This window comes from Klebsiella sp. GW_Kp182 (assembly GCF_040062275.1).
In the GTDB taxonomy this organism is placed as follows: Bacteria; Pseudomonadota; Gammaproteobacteria; order Enterobacterales; family Enterobacteriaceae; genus Klebsiella; species Klebsiella michiganensis.
The window spans coordinates 1-19,024 of sequence record NZ_JBEAFQ010000043.1; the positions used below are offsets into that span (position 1 = coordinate 1).

Sequence of the window (19,024 nt, forward strand, 5' to 3'; positions counted from 1 at the left end):
CGCGAGCAGAACCACCGTAGGTTTTAGCCAGAACGGTAGTGATTGCAGCGGTCAGAGTAGTTTTACCATGGTCAACGTGGCCGATAGTACCGACGTTGACGTGCGGTTTTGTACGTTCAAATTTTTCTTTAGACACGGCTATATTCCTTACTATAGTGCTCTCCCCTTCTGGAGAGAGCACGGGACTTTGGTTTTAACCCTGCGGCTTATTTACCACGGGCTTCGATTACGGCCTGAGCAACGTTGTTCGGCGCATCATCATACTTCAGGAACTCCATGGAGTAAGAAGCACGACCTTTGGTCAGAGAACGCAGCTGAGTTGCATATCCGAACATTTCAGACAGCGGAACTTCAGCGTGGATCACAACGCCAGTCACGTTGGATTCCTGACCGCGCAGCATACCGCGACGACGGCTAAGGTCACCGATAACGTCACCAGTGTTCTCTTCCGGAGTTTCTACTTCAACCTTCATGATCGGCTCAAGCAGAACTGGTTTCGCTTTCTTAAAGCCATCTTTAAAGGCAATAGAAGCGGCCAGTTTAAACGCCAGTTCAGAGGAGTCAACGTCGTGGTAAGAACCGAAGTGCAGACGCACGCCCAGATCAACTACCGGATAACCAGCCAGAGGACCTGCTTTCAGCTGCTCCTGGATGCCTTTATCAACGGCCGGGATGTATTCGCCAGGAATTACACCACCTTTGATGTCGTTGATGAACTCATAACCTTTCGGGTTAGAGCCCGGCTCCAGTGGGTACATGTCGATAACGACGTGACCGTACTGACCGCGACCACCAGACTGTTTAGCGTGTTTACCTTCGATATCGGTAACTTTCGCGCGAATCGCTTCGCGGTAAGCAACCTGAGGTTTACCGACGTTCGCTTCAACGTTGAATTCACGCTTCATACGGTCAACGATGATGTCGAGGTGCAGCTCACCCATACCGGCGATGATGGTCTGGTTAGATTCTTCATCAGTCCATACGCGGAAAGACGGGTCTTCTTTAGCCAGACGGCCCAGAGCCAGACCCATTTTTTCCTGGTCAGCTTTGGTTTTCGGTTCAACAGCGATAGAGATTACCGGCTCAGGGAATTCCATACGCTCCAGAATGATCGGCGCATTAGGATCGCACAGAGTGTCACCCGTAGTTACGTCTTTCAGACCGATAGCAGCAGCGATATCGCCCGCGCGAACTTCTTTGATCTCTTCACGTTTGTTAGCGTGCATCTGTACGATACGACCGAAACGCTCACGTGCAGCTTTCACGGAGTTCAGGATGGTATCACCAGAGTTAACCACACCAGAGTACACGCGGAAGAAGGTCAGGTTACCCACGAACGGGTCGGTAGCGATTTTGAATGCCAGAGCAGCAAACGGCTCATCATCGCTAGCGTGACGCTCAGCCGGAGTATCTTTACCATCGTCCAGGATACCGTTGATCGCAGGTACGTCAACCGGGGATGGCAGGTAGTCAACTACCGCATCCAGCATCGCCTGAACACCTTTGTTCTTGAACGCAGAACCACAGGTTACCAGGATGATTTCGTTGTTCAGAACGCGCTGACGGAGAGCAGTTTTAATCTCTTCTTCAGTCAGTTCTTCACCACCCAGGTATTTCTCCATCAGCTCTTCAGAAGCTTCAGCAGCGGACTCGATCAGGTTCTGGTGCCATTCTTCGGCCAGTTCCTGCATGTCTGCCGGGATATCTTCGTAAGTGAAGGTTACACCTGCGTCTTCTTCGTTCCAGTTGATGGCTTTCATTTTCACCAGGTCAACAACACCGGTGAACGCTTCTTCAGCGCCAATCGCCAGCTGCAGCGGAACAGGGTTCGCGCCCAGACGGGTTTTGATCTGACCAACAACCTTCAGGAAGTTCGCACCCATACGGTCCATTTTGTTAACGAACGCAATGCGCGGAACTTTGTATTTGTTTGCCTGACGCCATACGGTTTCAGACTGAGGCTGAACACCACCAACTGCGCAGTAAACCATTACTGCACCATCAAGCACACGCATGGAACGTTCTACTTCGATGGTGAAGTCAACGTGCCCCGGGGTGTCGATGATGTTTACGCGATGCGGTTCATACTGCTTAGCCATACCTGACCAGAATGCAGTAGTCGCTGCGGAGGTGATAGTAATACCACGCTCCTGCTCCTGTTCCATCCAGTCCATGGTGGCAGCGCCGTCATGAACTTCACCGATTTTGTGGTTTACACCGGTGTAGAACAGAATACGTTCGGTAGTAGTAGTTTTACCGGCGTCGATGTGCGCACTGATACCGATGTTACGGTAGCGTGCGATGGGTGTTGTACGAGCCATTTGATTCCTCGTTTATTTCTTTAGGCGTTCAGTTAAGTTATCCAAAACGGGCGACTTATCTGAAGCGCCCGCCTGGTGACTAATACTCCGAAGGGATTACCAACGGTAGTGTGCGAACGCCTTGTTGGCTTCTGCCATACGGTGAACGTCTTCACGTTTCTTAACTGCAGTACCTTTGTTGTCTGCAGCATCAGAAAGTTCGTTCGCCAGACGCAGAGCCATGGATTTATCACCACGTTTACGAGCAGCTTCAACGATCCAACGCATTGCCAGAGCATTACGACGAACCGGACGGACTTCAACTGGAACCTGATAAGTAGAACCACCAACGCGGCGAGACTTAACTTCTACAGTCGGGCGCACGTTGTCGAGAGCGACTTCGAAAGCTTCCAGTTCATTTTTACCAGAGCGCTGAGCCAGGGTCTCCAGCGCGCTGTATACGATTGCTTCTGCAGTAGATTTTTTACCATCTACCATCAGGATATTTACAAATTTAGCCAGCAGTTCTGATCCGAACTTAGGATCCGGCAGGATTTTACGCTGACCAATGACGCGACGACGTGGCATGGAAATACTCCGTTGTTAATTCAGGATTGTCCAAAACTCTAAGAGTTTAGTTTGACATTAATATAAAACGTTTGGCCTTACTTAACGGAGAACCATTAAGCCTTAGGACGCTTCACGCCATACTTGGAGCGAGCTTGCTTACGGTCTTTAACGCCGGAGCAGTCAAGCGCACCACGAACGGTGTGGTAACGAACACCCGGAAGGTCTTTAACACGACCGCCACGGATCAGGATCACGGAGTGCTCCTGCAGGTTGTGACCTTCACCACCGATGTAGGAGGTGACTTCGAAACCGTTAGTCAGACGCACACGGCAAACTTTACGCAGTGCGGAGTTCGGTTTCTTAGGAGTGGTGGTATATACACGAGTACATACGCCACGTTTCTGCGGGCAGGCTTCCAGCGCCGGCACGTTGCTCTTTGCAACTTTGCGCGCGCGTGGTTTGCGTACCAGCTGGTTAATTGTTGCCATTAAATAGCTCCTGGTTTTAGCTTTTGCTTCGTAAACACGTAATAAATCGCCTCATATAATATGAGGACGCAGAATTTTAGGGCGGTGCCGAAAAGGTGTCAAGAAATATACAACGATCCCGCCATTACCAGGACAACTGACCTGCATGTTTGACTGAAAGTCTGACGAAATCAGTATAGCTAACCCTGACGACACTGTCCGCAATTTGACCAGCCAGCCCGCGGGCTTCGATATCTTCTTGCAGAGCGTAGAGGGATATGGGGGCAGATTGCAGGATTTCAAGGAAACGGCCTTCCGCGAGAGCGGCGATAACGCCATCCGACAGCAGCAGAAGATCGTCGCCCTCTTTTAGCAAACGGAGCATAGCCGCCATATCGGCGTGCCAGGGGGATGTGCTTAGCGTGTGGAGCATTCGAGCCTCAGAACCGCAGTATCACGTTAAAATCGTCAAGCCGGGCGCGCAAAGCCTCTGGCTCCAGCCATTCGCCATCAACAACCCACGGCGTGGCAGAATTCAGACCGCGCTCCCGTGCTGAAGCAGCGCAAATCCAGCACTGTTCGATATCGTATAGCGATAAGAGCTTAAAGGTGGAGATATAGTCGCGCGCCAGCACCGCTGCGGGGCGCTGCCCGGGAAGAAGCTGAAAGACGCCATCACCCACGAAGAAAACGCCGATCTCCTCCGTCAGCGCTGAGGTTGCCAGCAGGGCGTCCAGCCCTTCCCTGCCCGACGCTGAACCATGAGGCGCAGACGAAAAAACAAAGGCTACGCGCTTCATCAGAACTGCACCATGCGATCGCAGGTTAACGCGGCTTCCGCCAGCGCGCCCAATCCGCTCAAGGTAAAGCCCGGCTGCAAATTATACCCAGGCAAATTCAGCTGCCGGGCCTCCTGTTCATCAGTGATTCCACGCCGTAACGCTGCGGCTACACAGATATGCAAGGAAACGGCGTGTTCGTCATGCAGCGTCTGCCAGGCCCGAACCAGATCAAATTCGTCGCTGGCGGGCGCCGTGAGCTGATTCGCGTTATGGACGCCTTCACGATAGAAAAAGATGCTGAGCAACTCGTGGCCTTCCTGCAAAACGGCGCGGGCAAACTGTAGTGCGCTGCTGGCCTGCTGGGTACCATAAGCGGGCCCCGTTACCGTAATGGCAAAGCGCATTACTTATCCAGCCCCTGGAAATCTCCACTTTTGAACTGACGAATGTAGAGATATACCGTGTGCTTAGAGATGTTCAGCCGATCGGCCACCTGGTTGATGGCATCTTTGATATCAAAGATCCCCTTCTCATAGAGGTTCAGGACGATCTGCCGATTTTTAGCGTTGTTAGAAACGTTACGGTCAGCGTTCACCTCTTCAATCGTGAACTCAAGCGTCTGGGCCACCAGATCGTCAACCGATGAAGCAAAGTTGACCTGGGAATTCACCTCCGTCGTTTCCGGCGGAATAAAGGTGCTCATGATTTGTGAGAAAGGGACATCAAGGTTCATGTTGATGCACAGCAGGCCAATAACCCGATGGTCACGGTTGCGGATAGCGATAGTGACCGATTTCATCAGCACACCGCTTTTGGCGCGAGTAAAATAGCATTTGGAAACGCTGCTATCGGCTCCAGTCATATCGTGCAGCATGCGCAGCGCAAGGTCGGTAATTGGCGAGCCGATTTGACGGCCGGTGTGTTCACCGTTGGCGATACGAATAGCGGAACATTTTAAGTCCTGCAATGAGTGCAATACGATTTCACAGTGGGAACCGATGAGCATCGCTAACCCGTCCACTACCGCTTCATAGGATTTAAGGATATCGAAGTCGGTCTGGTCAAAAGGACGTTGATCCAGCAAATCAAGCTCACTGGTCTCGTTGGTTAAAAGCGACCTGGACATGAAAAAAAGCACTCCTTTTCAGGAGCCTGTCGTTATCGTCAGGGCAGGCTCATCATCATTATTAATCTATCTAAAGTAATACAGCGCCTGAGGTTCTTTCCAGTTTTAATTATATCTGCCCGCAATAAAAAAACCGCCGCCCCTGGAGGCGGCGGCTTAAAACCGATTACTTCTTAGCGTCAGCGGCTGGCGCTTCAGCAGCGGCTTCAGGCTTGGCATCCGCTTTCGGCGCCGGTTTAATATCCAGCAGCTCTACATCAAATACCAGAGTAGAGTTTGCCGGGATACCCGGTACGCCAGTTTTGCCGTAAGCCAGATCCGGTGGAATGACCAGCTGGATTTTACCGCCTTTCTTGATGTTCTTCAGGCCTTCGGTCCAGCCCGGGATCACGCCATCCAGGCGGAAGGAAAGCGGCTCGCCGCGGGTATAAGAGTTATCAAACTCTTTACCGTCGATCAGCGTACCTTTGTAGTTGACGACAACGGTATCGCTGTCTTTCGGCGTTTCGCCGGTACCCGCTTTCTCGACTTTGTAGAGCAGGCCAGATTTAGACGTTTTCACGCCTTTCTCTTTCGCAAAGGCGTCACGGTAAGCTTTGCCTTTCGCTTCATTCTCAGAGGCGTCTTTTTCCATTTTCTGCTGAGCAGCTGTTTTTACACGGGTTTCAAACGCCTGCAGAGTCTGTTCGATCTCCTGATCGGACAGCTTGCTCTTATCAGCAAAAGCGTCCTGAACGCCGGCGATCAGCTGATCTTTATCTAATTTGATGCCCAGTTTTTCTTGTTCTTTCAGGGAGTTTTCCATGTAACGTCCCAGCGATGCACCCAGCGCATAAGCAGATTTCTGATCGTCATTTTTAAATGCCGATTTGCTGTCCGTTGCGGGTGCCGCTTTCGCTGTAGTCTCAGCAGCGAAGCTCAGCGGTGCATTCAGGGCGATGGCCATAGTGGTCGCCAGCAGCGTTACTTTAAACAGTGATTTCATCCATTTCTCCAGGGCCGGGGCATCTCACCCCAGGGTTATCGTAAAAAACAAAAAACGTACTATAGAACGTTGCAGAACAAATCAACATACAGACGTACCTGAATATCGCCTCATTTAAGACTATTTTTGTATGAATTAGTTTCCTGTCAGACGTAACGATGCTGCGCGGATGCTGAAACTTCAGTAGAATCCGCCCGCAGGATAAGACAGAAGAGGTTACTCATGCACGATAGCACTTTAGAGACTCGCCTTGCGGAGCTGGAGAGCAGACTGGCGTTTCAGGAAATCACTATTGAAGACCTCAACAAGACCGTCACCGCCCACGAGATAGAAATGGCGAGGATGCGCGAACATATGCGCCTGATGGTCGAAAAACTGAAAGCCACTCAGCCGTCGCATATGGCTTCACAGGCGGAAGAAACGCCCCCGCCGCACTATTAAGACGTAAAAAAAGCGGGTTTCCCCGCTTTTTTCTATTCCGCGACGCGAGCGCAGCGGAATTAGTGGCAGCCGCAGCCGCCGTTGCCGCCGCAGCCGCCTTTGCCATGTTCGTGGTCATGGTCATGGCCGTGGCCACCGCAGCAACCATCATGATCGTGGTCGTGGCCATGATCGTGCCCGTGAGCACCGTGTACATGACCATGCTCCAGCTCTTCCGCCGTTGCTTCGCGAATCGCGACAACTTCAACGTTGAACTTCAGATTCTGACCAGCGAGCATGTGGTTACCGTCAACAACAACGTGTTCGTCACCCACTTCGGTGATTTCTACCGGTACCGGACCCTGATCGGTTTCCGCCAGGAAGCGCATGCCAACCTGCAGTTCATCAACGCCCATAAATACGTCTTTAGGAACGCGCTGAACCAGGTTTTCGTCGTACTGACCGTATGCATCGTTAGCGCCGACTTCGACGTCAAATTTGTCGCCAACGTCGTGGCCGTCCAGCGCGTTTTCCAGGCCGGAAATCAGGGAACCGTGACCATGCAGGTAGTCAAGCGGCGCGCTTACCGGAGACTCATCAACCAACACACCGTCTTCTGTACGTACCTGATAGGCCAGGCTGACCACCAGGTCTTTTGCTACTTTCATGATATCTCCTGAGCATGGGAAGAATAGTGGCGCAGATTGTAGCGGAATTCTGCACCCGTGTACCCTCTAGCTTAAAAAAAGCCGATAGATAACGCTAGTCCGGATGAAAAATGCCTATCACTTGCTCTTCTTTGCGAACATGCTCGCGGACCTCTTTATCCGCCTCACGCATCTGATGACCGCACTTAACGCACTCAACAATATCGACATTATTCTCACGCCACATCGCCAGCGAATCCTGGGCCTGGCACGCCGGGCATTTCGCACCGGCGATAAAACGTTTACGCACAGCCATATCATTTACCTTTATTCAAATTCATCCCAGCCGTCTAACTGCCTGCTCTCTTTTTGCATCTCGCGCTGAAAAATCTCCTCCAGCTCGCGTCTCGCTTCCCGCACGCGGGATATCTGCAGGGTATCACTATGCACCGGCATTAACTCGCGCAGCATCCGCATATCGAGGCGCCGAAAATGCAGCTGGGCGCGCTGCGCCTGATGGGGATGCATGCCGAGTGAGATAAGCGCTTTCCGTCCTAGCTCCAGCGCGCTGGAGAAGGTTTCGCGGGAAAACTGCGCCACTCCCGCCTGCAGCAGCTCATGGGCCTCAACGCGTCCCCGCGCTCGCGCCAGAATATGGAGATGTGGAAAGTGTTGTTGACACATCTCCACCAGCTTCATGGTATCTTCCGGCTCGTTGCAGGTGATAACGATCGACTGCGCGTCTTCGGCTCCCGCCGAGCGAAGGAGCTCCAGCTGCGTCGCATCGCCAAAATAAACTTTATAGCCATATTTACGCATCAGATTGACCGCGCTGATATCGCGCTCCAGTACCGTAATACGCATTTTGTTCGCCATCAGCAGACGGCCAATCACCTGGCCGAAACGCCCAAAACCAACGATGATCACCTGCGGTTTGTTATCTTCAACCCACGGAGCCTCGCCCTCCTCTTCAGGTTGGTTCAATCGCCGCGAAAGGACTTTATCGATGAGCTTCATCAGCAGCGGCGTGGTCATCATCGATAATGTCACCGTCACCAGCAGCAGGGCCATCTGATCGTTTTGAAACAGACGAAGCGAAGCGGGGAGTGAGAACAGCACAAAGGCAAACTCGCCCCCCTGGCTCAGCACGCCGGCAAACTGCACCCGTTCAGAGCTGCGCAGGCCATAAACCCGTGCCAGAAGATACAGGACGAGACCTTTTACCGTCACCAGTATCGCGACGCTGGCCACAACCCACAGTAAATGGGTATAGAGCACCCCAAGGTTCAGCGCCATGCCAACGGAAATAAAGAACAGCCCGAGGAGAAGCCCTTTAAACGGCTCAATGGCGATTTCCAGCTCGTGGCGATACTCGCTCTCTGCCAGCAGGACGCCGGCGATAAAGGTCCCCAGCGCCATCGACAAACCGAGCGCATCCATAAACAACGCCGATCCAAGAACCAGCAGTAGCGTCGCCGCGGTGAAGACCTCCCGCACGCCGGAGCCGGCGATAAACCGAAATACCGGCCTCAGCAGATAACGACCTCCAACCAGCATTCCGCCGAAGGCCAGCACCTTCATCCCGATGGTGAGCCAGTTAAAATGGTCGTCACCTGACCCTGCGAGCAGGGGAACCAGCGCCAGGGCCGGGATCACAGCCAGATCCTGAAACAGCAGTACGGAGAAGCCCAGCTGCCCGGACTCGCTGCGGCTCATGCCTTTCTCCCGCATCAGCTGCAGCGCCATCGCGGTGGAAGACATCGCCAGCCCAATTCCGCCAACCACCGCAGCGCGCCATGAGAAGTCGCTAAGCATGAGCAAACCGCCAAGTATCAGCGCGCTGAAGGCGACCTGAGCGGCCCCGACGCCGAAAATGGAGCTTCTCAGCCGCCACAGCTTGGACGGATTCAACTCCAGTCCGATGATAAACATCAGAAAGACGACGCCTAATTCTGAGAAGTGAAGAATTTCATCCACATCGCTGATGAAGCCTAATCCCCAGGGGCCGATGGCGATACCGGCCAACAGATACCCGAGCACGGCACCAATACCCAGCCTCGCCGCCAGCGGCACCGCCACTACGGCGGCAAACAGAAATAACACCCCGGCCAGCAGTAAATCAGCTCCCGCCATTTGGACCTCCCGCCGTTACAGGGTTAGCCAGCCAATCGCGGTAGGCGCGAGCGCGGCTTTTCAGATCGTCGGGTGATTGCCGACGCGCCCAGTAGACGATAATCGGGCTCATCCAGTGCATGCGGCACATACCGGCGGTCAGTTCGAAAGGGCGGAGAATATCATTCATCGGATAACGATGGGCATCGCGCCGGTAGGCGCTCTCCGGCTCGCCGGTAGTAATGACGCTACGCCAGTACTTTCCCGCCAGCTGATTCCCTCCCGCCCCGCTGGCAAAGCCGCGGCTGAGCACCCTGTCCAGCCACTCTTTCATCAGCGCCGGGCAGCTCCAGGTATAGAGCGGATGCTGGAAAACAATCACCTCATGCTGGCGCAGGAGATCCTGCTCGCAGGCGATATCGATAAAAAAATCCGGATAGTGCGCGTAGAGATCGTGCACGGTAACATTCGACAACTGTAAGGCCGATTCAAGCAAAACCCGGTTGGCCACGGAATCCTGAGATTCTGGGTGGGCATACAGCAGCAAAACTTTCGCTGTCTGAGACATCTTTCCCCTCCCGAACGTCTTCTGGCGGCCTGTGCAGCGGCTGCGTCCCGACGCAACCAGAATGACTTTGTGTATCATCTTCATTTTGGGCTACCATTGCGGCCCGGTTGAGCGATTCGCTCGACACTACATTATCATAATGACAAATTAACATAGTCAGAACATACGGCGCCTTATGATTGTTTTCTCCTCCTTACAAATTCGTCGCGGCGTACGCGTCCTGCTGGACAACGCTACCGCCACCATCAACCCAGGGCAAAAAGTCGGCCTGGTGGGTAAAAACGGCTGCGGTAAATCCACGCTGCTTTCGCTTTTGAAAAACGAGATTAGCGCCGACGGCGGCTCAATGACCTTCCCCGGCAGCTGGCAGCTGGCCTGGGTTAATCAGGAAACGCCTGCGCTTGCGCAGCCGGCTATTGACTATGTTATTGATGGCGATCGCGAATTCCGCAAGCTGGAGGCGGACCTGCACGAAGCCAACGAACGTAATGACGGCCATGCCATCGCGACGGTCCACGGTAAGCTGGACGCCATCGACGCCTGGACCATCCGCTCGCGTGCGGCCAGCCTGCTCCACGGGCTCGGTTTCAGCAACGAACAGCTTGAAAGACCGGTGAGCGACTTTTCCGGCGGCTGGCGTATGCGTCTCAACCTCGCGCAGGCGCTGATTTGCCGTTCCGATCTGCTGCTGCTTGATGAACCGACGAACCACCTCGATCTCGACGCGGTCATCTGGCTGGAGAAGTGGCTCAAAGGCTACCCGGGGACCCTGATACTGATCTCCCACGATCGCGATTTTCTCGATCCGATCGTCGACAAAATTATCCATATCGAACAGCAAACGATGTTCGAGTACACCGGCAACTACAGCTCATTTGAAGTGCAGCGCGCGACCCGTCTTGCGCAGCAACAGTCGATGTATGAGAGCCAGCAGCTGCGCGTCGCGCATTTGCAGAGCTACATCGACCGTTTTCGCGCTAAAGCCACCAAAGCTAAACAGGCGCAAAGCCGTATCAAAATGCTCGAGCGTATGGAGCTCATCGCCCCTGCCCACGTTGATAACCCGTTTCACTTTAGCTTCCGCGCGCCGGAAAGCCTGCCCAATCCCCTATTGAAAATGGAAAAGGTCAGCGCCGGTTATGGCGAGCGCGTGATTCTCGACTCAATCAAGCTGAATCTGGTTCCCGGTTCGCGCATCGGTCTGCTGGGGCGTAACGGGGCCGGTAAATCGACGCTGATTAAACTGCTGGCCGGCGAGCTACAGCCGCTGCAGGGTGAAATTGGTCTGGCGAAAGGCATCAAGCTTGGCTACTTTGCCCAGCATCAGCTGGAGTTCCTGCGCGCCGACGAATCCCCGCTGCAGCATCTTGCCCGTATTGCGCCGCAGGAGCTGGAGCAGAAGCTGCGCGACTATCTGGGCGGTTTCGGCTTCCAGAGCGATAAAGTCAACGAAGAGACAAAGCGTTTCTCCGGCGGCGAGAAAGCGCGCCTGGTGCTGGCGTTAATCGTCTGGCAGCGGCCTAACCTGCTGCTGCTTGATGAACCCACCAACCACCTCGATCTCGATATGCGCCAGGCGCTAACCGAAGCGCTCATTGATTTTGAAGGCGCGCTGGTGGTGGTTTCGCACGACCGTCATCTGATTCGCTCCACCACCGATGACCTTTATCTGGTGCACGACAGCAAAGTCGAACCTTTCGATGGCGATCTTGAAGACTATCAGCAGTGGCTGAGCGACTCGCAAAAGCAGGAAAGCCAGACATCGGAAGAGCCAAAGGAAAACGGCAACAGCGCCCAGGCGCGTAAAGATCAGAAACGCCGGGAAGCCGAACTGCGTACGCTGACCCAGCCGCTGCGCAAAGAGATCGCCCGACTGGAAAAAGAGATGGAGAAGTTCAACGCGCAGCTGGCGCAGGCGGAAGAGAAGCTGGGCGACAGCGAATTGTACGATCAAAGCCGCAAAGCCGAGCTCACCGCGTGTCTACAGCAGCAGGCCAGCGCGAAGTCCGGGCTGGAAGAGTGTGAAATGGCCTGGCTGGATGCCCAGGAGCAGCTGGAGCAGATGCTACAGGAAGGCTAGCGGCAATATGCCATACGTGAAGGCGGGCTAACCCGCCTTTTTTCATCCTCCGCACCGTGGCTTAGCGCTGCGCCGCCAGCCGGGCGCGGATCTGCGACAGCGAGACATAGCCGTACAGCTTGCCATCCAGAAAGCGCGTTTTTAACTCGCCCTGCTGCTCCTGTTCCAGCGTTTGCCCATCGTACAGCTGCAGTTCCCCCAAGGCGTCGCGTTCCACGCGCAGCAGACCACGCGCCGAACGTTTAAGACCATTATCGGTTTTCGGCTCCTTAAAGAGGGCTCTTCCCTCGCCGTTCACCTCCCCCCAGGTTGCCTTCATCGCGAAGCCGAAGGTATCGCGGGTGTTGTACTGGTAGGTAAATGAACCCACGCCGAACACCACGTTAGCGCTGGCAAAGCCTTTCGCTTCCAGGCGACGCAGGATCTCATCCGCTCTGGCGAGAGTAATGGAATCGCCGTAAATCAGGCCGACATGCGGATCCAGCACCTTGTATCCTTTTTCGTTGATAGTGCCGCCAAAGATTTCCCACAGAACCTCCACGGAGCCTTTCTCCTCGGCGCTGCGCTCGCTGCGGGTGTCGTCGTCAGCTGCGGTTCCGCACAGAATCGCCACCGGATCGCCGCTGTCCGGACGGAATACCACGCGCCCCTGACGCTGCATAATTATTGCCTGCAGCTCGCGGGTGTATTCGGTCAGCACCTGCCAGTAGTCCCAGGTATCCGAGACGATAGAGACGAAACCCTGCGGGTGGACTTCGGTAATCAGCCGGCGAAAGGTTTCAATTTCCCGCTCGCGCTCGCCCATACACATCACGCTGTGTTCCGTAGCCGGAATGCTGGCGCCGATGAGCTCATCTTCACCGCGAGTGTAATAATCACGGGCATACAGCAGCGAAGGCAGGCTATCGGTCCCTTTGAAGCTGGCCAGATGTCCGCAGCCCGACTGCGCAGTGTCGTGCAGTCCGGACATCCCCCGAAACGAAAAGTCGTGACATTGGAAATCAAGGTGCGTCAGATCGCTACAGGTTTTCTCCGCCCAGCGTTCGCAAATCAGGCGATAGTGGTGGGCGATGGTCGCGTTGGTTGACGCTTTCCACAGCTCCGCCGAAAGCACCGTCTCCAGATAGTTCACCAGCCAGAAGAACTCAGGTTGCGTATTGGTGATGGTCAGCACCGGTACTTTCATCGGCACCTTGGTGCCTTCATCCAGCGCTTTGATATGCAATGGTAAATAGCCAAGCCGATGCAGAGCGCAAATAGGTTCCACCCCAACCGTATCGCGGCCCAGATAGCCGTCCATCACCTGCTTATACTCGTTGACGACCTCCTCTTCCGGGCGGGCGAAAAACGCCTCGTTAAACAGATCGACCAGGAACCACTGTAGAAAGCCCTGCAGGCCGAAAAATACCAGCTTGCCATCGGCCTGCGGCGACTGGAAAAAACGATCGCTGCGCGGGGTAAAGTTAGAGTAAACCTTCGTTGTCCCCTGCGGATACTGCACGCGATGGGAAACTTTATAACCATCAATGGCCAGAATCGGATTTATTTTCATCATGTTATCCCCAATGTGCGCGGTAGATGGCGTCAATATCGATAAGCTCCAGCTGCGGATGAGCCAGGGCAGGAGAAGTCAAAGAGGTGGTGGCGTAAACGGCATCGATGCCGTTATTCAACAGATGCTCTACGCCTTTGGAAAAAATACCGTGGGTGACGTACAGACTCACGCTGCGGGCGCCCGCCTCGCGCAGCACCTGCGCCGAGCCGATAAAGGTGCCGCCAGCGTCACAGAGGTCGTCAACAATAAGCACCGCTTTACCCGCGACATCACCCGCCAGCAGGGAAAAACCGCTTAACGCGCCGCTGGCAAGGTCACGCTCTTTACCGAGGATCGCGAACTCTCCGGCACCGCAGGCTTTAGCCACAGGATGAATCTTCTTTAGCGCACCGGCATCCGGCGCCACCAGCATCAGCTCCCCGGCAGCAATAGCCTGACGCAGACCGGCGCTCTGCAGAAGACAGTGCTGTTGAGCCACCGTGACCATATTATTGACTGCCGCCGCTGCGGCATCGCTGTGCGGGTCAAGCACCACGACTTTGTCAAAGCCAAGGGTATTAAGCTGCCGGGCAAAGACCTTCAGCGCGAAGCTGTCTCCCGGCACCATATGACGATCCTGACGCGCCCACGGCAGCCACGGCAGTTCCAGATGGCTAAACGTCACGTCGGTAACATGACGCACGGCCTCCACCAGCTGCGCCAGCAGCATAAAATCGTTCATGTCGCGCAGAGCAACCGCCCGGATGCGCATCAGACGGGCGGAAGGCGGTAGTGGATTGGTCACCTTCAGCCACACAGCGCCATCGGGAAAGACGCCGCTGGCAAGCGTAAACGCCTCATCATCCAGTTCCAGGGTAAATTTTTCGCTCATGATGACCTCCGCTCATTAAATTATGTCCCTAAGACACAATCAATAATGTCCCTAAGACACACATTATGCAAACGTTAAATGTCATTTAAGCGGAGATGTGAATTAAGCAGTTGAAAAACAATAATAAAAATGTAGGCTTGCTGCTCAGGAAGGGGCTGGTACACTTGTCAGCGTTCTTTTCCGCTGCGAGCGCTCTATGACCAACGATGCCGAATACCTCAGCCAATACGATGCCAGCCGCTTTCCCTCGCCGCTGGTGACCGTCGATAGCGTCCTGTTTACCCTGCATGAAGGGGCGCTGTGCGTTCTGCTGGTTGAGCGCGCTAATCCACCGCAGCAGGGGGCGTGGGGACTACCCGGCGGCTTTATCGATCTGGCGCACGATGATTCAACCCGCGCCACGGCGCTACGTAAGCTCACGGAAAAAACCGGGATTTCACCGTCATGGCTGGAGCAGCTCGACACCTTCTCCGGGCCGGATCGCGATCCGCGCGGCTGGAGCCTGACTATCGCCTGGTTTGCGTTAATCTCGTGGGTAGAGTGTCAGCCGCATATCGCCAGCGTCAGCGATGCCCGCTGGGTGCCGGTGGCGCAGCTGGATAGCTATTCGCTGGCTTTCGATCATCAAAAGATTATAGACGCCGGTCTGCATCGCTTACGCCAAAAAACGATGTACTCTTTACTGCCGGTTTATTGTCTGCCGGAGACCTTTACCCATGGTCAGCTGCTGGAAGCCACGGAAATCATCCTTGGTCAGCCGATTCAACGCAAAAGCCTGATTCGCCGCTTCGAAGCCTCCGGAATGTTTGAAGAGACCGGTGAAACAGCGGCAACCGGCGCGCGGAAAGCGCGGCTATGGCGGCGTAAACCCGGCGTCGATTTTCATCTCTTTTCACGTAACCTGCTGGCCGATTAGCCGCAAGGCCACATATGGGCTAACCTGCGCACTTCATGCGCGGTATAGTATGTTATAAAGATTATTTATTGCTCTGGTGCTATGGTTGATATCACTCCTACAGAAATGACGCCCCCTGAAGACGACTCGCAGCAGTTTCATCCGATGCGCGGCGTAGGCAATCGTCATTTGCAAACCATGTTGCCGCGGCTAATCCGTCGCAAACTCCGCTTTACTCCCCACTGGCAGCGTCTGGAATTGCCGGACGGCGATTTTGTCGATCTGGCATGGAGTGAAGACCCTTCTCAGGCGCGCCATAAACCTCGTCTGGTGGTATTTCATGGCCTGGAGGGGAGCCTACACAGCCCTTACGCACACGGACTTATCCATGCGGCAATGCAGCGCGGCTGGCTGGGCGTGGTGATGCACTTTCGCGGCTGTAGCGGCGAACCCAACCGGAATAACCGCATCTACCACTCGGGCGAAACGGAAGACGGCTCCTGGTTTCTGCGCTGGCTCCAGCGCGAGTACGGCACGGTCCCCACCGCCGCGGTGGGATATTCGCTCGGGGGCAATATGCTGGGCTGCCTGCTGGCAAAAGAAGGCGACGCTATTCCCGTTGATGCCGCGGTTATCGTCTCGGCGCCGTTTATGCTGGAAGCCTGTAGCTATCATATGGACAAAGGTTTCTCCCGCGTTTATCAGCGCTACCTGCTCAACCTGCTGAAAGCCAACGCCGCGCGTAAGCTAAAAGCCTATCCCGGCTCTCTGCCCGTCGATTTACGCCAGCTAAAAAGCATGCGCCGTATCCGCGAGTTTGACGATTGCATTACGGCCAGGATCCACGGTTTTGCCGATGCGCTGGACTACTATCGCCAGTGTAGCGCCATGCCGCGCCTGAGCGATATCACTAAGCCCACGCTGATTATTCACGCGAAGGACGATCCCTTTATGGATCACCACTCGATTCCCCCGCAGGAGCAGCTGCCGGCGAATGTCGAATATCAGCTCACGGAGCACGGCGGGCACGTTGGCTTCGTCGGCGGCACGCTGCGTAAGCCTGAAATGTGGCTTGAAAAACGCATCCCGGATTGGCTAACCCGTTGGCTAGGAGCGCAAATATGATCATTCCCTGGCAAGATCTCGATCCCGAAACGCTGGATAACCTGATCGAAAGTTTTGTATTACGTGAAGGCACCGATTATGGTGAACATGAACGTTCGCTGACGGATAAAGTCGCGGATGTTAAACAGCAGTTGAAAAGCGGAGAAGCCGTGCTGGTGTGGTCAGAACTGCACGAAACGGTGAACATCATGCCCCGCAAGCAGTTTCACGGCTAAGGCGGCACACACTATCGTTTACTCTGGGAGTTGTTATGTCTGCCAAACATCCGGTGATTGCCGTCACGGGCTCCAGCGGCGCGGGAACCACGACCACCAGCCTCGCCTTTCGCAAAATTTTCGCCCAGCTTAATCTGCACGCCGCCGAAGTTGAAGGCGATAGCTTTCACCGCTATACCCGTCCGGAAATGGACATGGCGATCCGTAAAGCGCGCGATCAGGGCAAACATATCAGCTACTTTGGCCCCGAGGCTAACGACTTCGGCCTGCTGGAACACACGTTCGCCGAATATGGGCAAAGCGGCAAAGGCCAGTCGCGCAAATATTTACATACCTATGACGAGGCCGTGCCGTGGAATCAGGTTCCGGGGACCTTCACGCCCTGGCAGCCGCTGCCGGAACCGACTGACGTCCTGTTTTATGAAGGCCTGCACGGCGGCGTTGTGACGCCACAGCATAACGTAGCAAACCATGTCGACCTGCTGGTCGGCGTGGTGCCCATCGTCAATCTTGAGTGGATCCAGAAGCTTATCCGCGACACCAGCGAGCGCGGACACTCTCGTGAGGCGGTCATGGATTCCGTGGTCCGCTCGATGGAAGATTACATCAACTTTATCACCCCGCAGTTTTCACGCACCCACCTCAACTTTCAGCGCGTACCGACGGTGGATACGTCCAACCCGTTTGCGGCCAAAGCCATTCCTTCACTGGATGAAAGCTTTGTCGTTATCCATTTCCGTAATCTAAAAAATATCGATTTCCCCTGGCTACTGGCGATGCTGCAGGGCTCGTTTATTTCGCATATGAATACCCTGGTGGTACCGGGCGGGAAAATGGGGCTGGCGATGGAACTGATTATGGCGCCGCTGGTTGAGCGGCTGATGGAAGGCAGGAAAATCAGCGAGTAGCCAGAACCCCGGTGGCGCGATTGCCGGCCGGGGCGCGTTCGGCTTACCCTTCGATCACTTCATAAGAGTGGGTAATGTTTACCGCTTTCTCAAGCATCAGCGCGACGGAACAATACTTTTCCGCCGACAGGTCGACCGCGCGAGACACGGCAGCGTCCTTCAGTTCTTTACCGGTCACGATAAAATGCAGATTGATATGGGTAAACAGACGCGGCGCCTCTTCGCGGCGCTCCGAGGTCAGCTTAACTTCGCAGTTGGTGACGTTCTGGCGGCCCTTCTGCAATATGGAAACCACATCAATCGCGCTGCATCCGCCTGCCGCCATCAGTACCATTTCCATTGGGCTGGGCGCTTTATCCCCGGAATTGCCGTCCATCAGAATCTGGTGGCCAGAAGCCGACTCACCGATGAAGGTTAACCCTTCAACCCACTTCACTCGCGCTTGCATAAATTTAACTCCAGGGCTGTAATTTTCCTGACAGATTACGCGTACATAACAATTCTCGCAACGGAAGGCGACCTGGGTCATGCTGAAGCGAGACACCAGGAGACATGCGGCGAAAGCTATGCTAAAACAATCTGGATGCTACAGTAATACATTGATGTACTGCATGTATGCAGAGGAGTTCACATTACAGGCTGCAGAAAACTTTCAGCCGGATTCCCAGGTATAGGGATTCAATACGATTGCATGCCCGGATGCCGTGTAGTGTCGGCACCCGGAGATAGCTTATAACAGAGGATAACCGCGCATGGTGCTTGGCAAACCGCAAACAGACCCTACCCTTGAATGGTTCTTGTCTCATTGCCACATTCATAAGTACCCATCAAAGAGCACGCTGATCCACCAGGGTGAGAAAGCAGAAACGTTGTACTACATCGTTAAAGGCTCCGTGGCTGTACTCATCAAGGATGAAGAAGGTAAAGAGATGATCCTCTCTTACCTTAATCAGGGCGATTTCATCGGTGAATTAGGCTTGTTTGAAGAAGGCCAGGAGCGTAGCGCTTGGGTACGTGCGAAAACCGCATGTGAAGTGGCCGAAATCTCCTACAAAAAGTTCCGTCAGCTGATCCAGGTTAACCCGGACATCCTGATGCGTCTCTCTTCGCAGATGGCTCGTCGTCTGCAGGTCACGTCTGAGAAAGTCGGCAACCTCGCCTTCCTTGACGTTACCGGTCGTATCGCTCAGACGCTGCTGAACCTGGCTAAACAGCCGGATGCGATGACCCACCCGGACGGTATGCAAATTAAAATTACCCGCCAGGAAATTGGTCAGATCGTCGGATGCTCCCGCGAGACCGTTGGCCGCATCCTGAAAATGCTGGAAGATCAAAACCTGATCTCCGCGCACGGTAAAACTATCGTCGTCTACGGTACCCGTTAAGTCGGTAAAACGG

At 54.5% G+C, this 19,024-nt stretch carries 23 protein-coding genes; 7 read left to right on the forward strand and 16 right to left on the reverse strand.

Translation table 11 applies throughout. The features are described from left to right. The 9 genes from ABLU88_RS18540 to fkpA form a co-directional block, all read right to left on the reverse strand. On the reverse strand, positions 1-136 hold a 136-nt coding region (locus ABLU88_RS18540), incomplete at its 3' end, for a GTP-binding protein (RefSeq protein ID WP_009484166.1). Positions 137-206: 70 nt separating this feature from the next. Continuing rightward, positions 207-2,321, reverse strand: coding sequence for an elongation factor G (fusA, locus tag ABLU88_RS18545; protein ID WP_004115957.1), 2,115 nt, complete (start codon positions 2,319-2,321; stop codon positions 207-209). 96 nt (positions 2,322-2,417) lie between these two features. Continuing rightward, positions 2,418-2,888 carry a 30S ribosomal protein S7 gene (rpsG, locus tag ABLU88_RS18550; RefSeq protein WP_004106370.1) on the reverse strand — a complete coding sequence of 157 codons (471 nt, stop codon included), beginning with the start codon at positions 2,886-2,888 and terminating at the stop codon, positions 2,418-2,420. A 95-nt stretch (positions 2,889-2,983) separates the two neighbouring features. After that, the gene (gene rpsL / locus ABLU88_RS18555) at positions 2,984-3,358 is read right to left on the reverse strand and encodes a 30S ribosomal protein S12 (protein WP_002920115.1); all 375 of its coding nucleotides are present in this window, start codon (positions 3,356-3,358) and stop codon (positions 2,984-2,986) included. 124 nt (positions 3,359-3,482) lie between these two features. Next, positions 3,483-3,770 (reverse strand): sulfurtransferase complex subunit TusB, encoded by a 288-nt coding sequence (gene tusB / locus ABLU88_RS18560; RefSeq protein ID WP_025107828.1) that lies wholly within the window; start codon positions 3,768-3,770, stop codon positions 3,483-3,485. 7 nt (positions 3,771-3,777) lie between these two features. Further along, a complete protein-coding gene (gene tusC / locus ABLU88_RS18565; RefSeq protein WP_004854839.1) occupies positions 3,778-4,137 on the reverse strand; it encodes a sulfurtransferase complex subunit TusC in 360 nt (119 codons plus the stop codon). Further along, entirely contained in the window at positions 4,137-4,523 is a 387-nt protein-coding gene (gene tusD / locus ABLU88_RS18570) for a sulfurtransferase complex subunit TusD (RefSeq protein WP_049084403.1), read from the reverse strand. Before tusD ends, tusC begins: the two co-directional genes overlap by 1 nt. After that, positions 4,523-5,245: a transcriptional regulator gene (locus ABLU88_RS18575; RefSeq protein WP_004106380.1), complete on the reverse strand. Its 723-nt coding sequence runs from the start codon at positions 5,243-5,245 to the stop codon at positions 4,523-4,525. Before ABLU88_RS18575 ends, tusD begins: the two co-directional genes overlap by 1 nt. Before the next feature lie 166 nt (positions 5,246-5,411). After that, entirely contained in the window at positions 5,412-6,230 is an 819-nt protein-coding gene (gene fkpA, locus ABLU88_RS18580; protein ID WP_025107830.1) for an FKBP-type peptidyl-prolyl cis-trans isomerase, read from the reverse strand. A 222-nt stretch (positions 6,231-6,452) separates the two neighbouring features. On the opposite strand from fkpA, the gene ABLU88_RS18585 reads away from it, so the two are divergent. Next, positions 6,453-6,671 (forward strand): protein SlyX, encoded by a 219-nt coding sequence (locus ABLU88_RS18585; protein WP_004106384.1) that lies wholly within the window; start codon positions 6,453-6,455, stop codon positions 6,669-6,671. A gap of 59 nt (positions 6,672-6,730) precedes the next feature. Here ABLU88_RS18585 and slyD read toward each other — a convergent pair whose 3' ends face one another. The 4 genes from slyD to kefG form a co-directional block, all read right to left on the reverse strand. Further along, positions 6,731-7,318, reverse strand: a complete 588-nt coding sequence (slyD, locus tag ABLU88_RS18590; RefSeq protein ID WP_014227042.1) for a peptidylprolyl isomerase — start codon at positions 7,316-7,318, stop codon at positions 6,731-6,733. A gap of 94 nt (positions 7,319-7,412) precedes the next feature. Beyond that, on the reverse strand, positions 7,413-7,613 hold the full coding sequence (locus ABLU88_RS18595; RefSeq protein WP_004106389.1) for a YheV family putative zinc ribbon protein: 201 nt from the start codon (positions 7,611-7,613) through the stop codon (positions 7,413-7,415). A gap of 11 nt (positions 7,614-7,624) precedes the next feature. Further along, positions 7,625-9,430, reverse strand: a complete 1,806-nt coding sequence (kefB, locus tag ABLU88_RS18600) for a glutathione-regulated potassium-efflux system protein KefB (RefSeq protein ID WP_348837539.1) — start codon at positions 9,428-9,430, stop codon at positions 7,625-7,627. Beyond that, a complete protein-coding gene (gene kefG, locus ABLU88_RS18605; protein WP_348837541.1) occupies positions 9,417-9,977 on the reverse strand; it encodes a glutathione-regulated potassium-efflux system ancillary protein KefG in 561 nt (186 codons plus the stop codon). Before kefG ends, kefB begins: the two co-directional genes overlap by 14 nt. A 175-nt stretch (positions 9,978-10,152) precedes the next feature. Between kefG and ABLU88_RS18610 the strand changes: the two genes are divergently transcribed. Next, positions 10,153-12,057 carry an ABC transporter ATP-binding protein gene (locus ABLU88_RS18610; RefSeq protein ID WP_004854860.1) on the forward strand — a complete coding sequence of 635 codons (1,905 nt, stop codon included), beginning with the start codon at positions 10,153-10,155 and terminating at the stop codon, positions 12,055-12,057. Positions 12,058-12,118: 61 nt separating this feature from the next. Here ABLU88_RS18610 and ABLU88_RS18615 read toward each other — a convergent pair whose 3' ends face one another. Continuing rightward, a complete protein-coding gene (locus tag ABLU88_RS18615; RefSeq protein ID WP_348837585.1) occupies positions 12,119-13,609 on the reverse strand; it encodes a nicotinate phosphoribosyltransferase in 1,491 nt (496 codons plus the stop codon). 4 nt (positions 13,610-13,613) lie between these two features. Continuing rightward, on the reverse strand, positions 13,614-14,483 hold the full coding sequence (gene prs / locus ABLU88_RS18620) for a ribose-phosphate diphosphokinase (RefSeq protein ID WP_257198193.1): 870 nt from the start codon (positions 14,481-14,483) through the stop codon (positions 13,614-13,616). Positions 14,484-14,679: 196 nt separating this feature from the next. Here prs and ABLU88_RS18625 point away from each other — a divergent pair, with 196 nt between their 5' ends. The 4 genes from ABLU88_RS18625 to ABLU88_RS18640 all read left to right on the forward strand — a co-directional run bounded on the left by ABLU88_RS18625 (position 14,680) and on the right by ABLU88_RS18640 (position 17,626). After that, a complete protein-coding gene (locus ABLU88_RS18625) occupies positions 14,680-15,399 on the forward strand; it encodes an NUDIX domain-containing protein (RefSeq protein ID WP_025107833.1) in 720 nt (239 codons plus the stop codon). A 144-nt stretch (positions 15,400-15,543) separates the two neighbouring features. Next, entirely contained in the window at positions 15,544-16,503 is a 960-nt protein-coding gene (locus ABLU88_RS18630; protein WP_231719137.1) for a hydrolase, read from the forward strand. Beyond that, complete coding sequence (locus ABLU88_RS18635) at positions 16,500-16,718, forward strand: YheU family protein (RefSeq protein WP_004125965.1); 219 nt, start codon at positions 16,500-16,502, stop codon at positions 16,716-16,718. Before ABLU88_RS18630 ends, ABLU88_RS18635 begins: the two co-directional genes overlap by 4 nt. Positions 16,719-16,753: 35 nt before the next feature. After that, complete coding sequence (locus ABLU88_RS18640; RefSeq protein ID WP_004854874.1) at positions 16,754-17,626, forward strand: phosphoribulokinase; 873 nt, start codon at positions 16,754-16,756, stop codon at positions 17,624-17,626. Positions 17,627-17,669: 43 nt separating this feature from the next. Here the strand turns inward: ABLU88_RS18640 and ABLU88_RS18645 are convergent, their stop codons facing one another. Next, positions 17,670-18,074 carry an OsmC family protein gene (locus ABLU88_RS18645; RefSeq protein WP_004854875.1) on the reverse strand — a complete coding sequence of 135 codons (405 nt, stop codon included), beginning with the start codon at positions 18,072-18,074 and terminating at the stop codon, positions 17,670-17,672. 304 nt (positions 18,075-18,378) lie between these two features. Between ABLU88_RS18645 and crp the strand changes: the two genes are divergently transcribed. Beyond that, positions 18,379-19,011: a cAMP-activated global transcriptional regulator CRP gene (crp, locus tag ABLU88_RS18650; RefSeq protein WP_000242758.1), complete on the forward strand. Its 633-nt coding sequence runs from the start codon at positions 18,379-18,381 to the stop codon at positions 19,009-19,011. Positions 19,012-19,024: the final 13 nt, after the last annotated feature.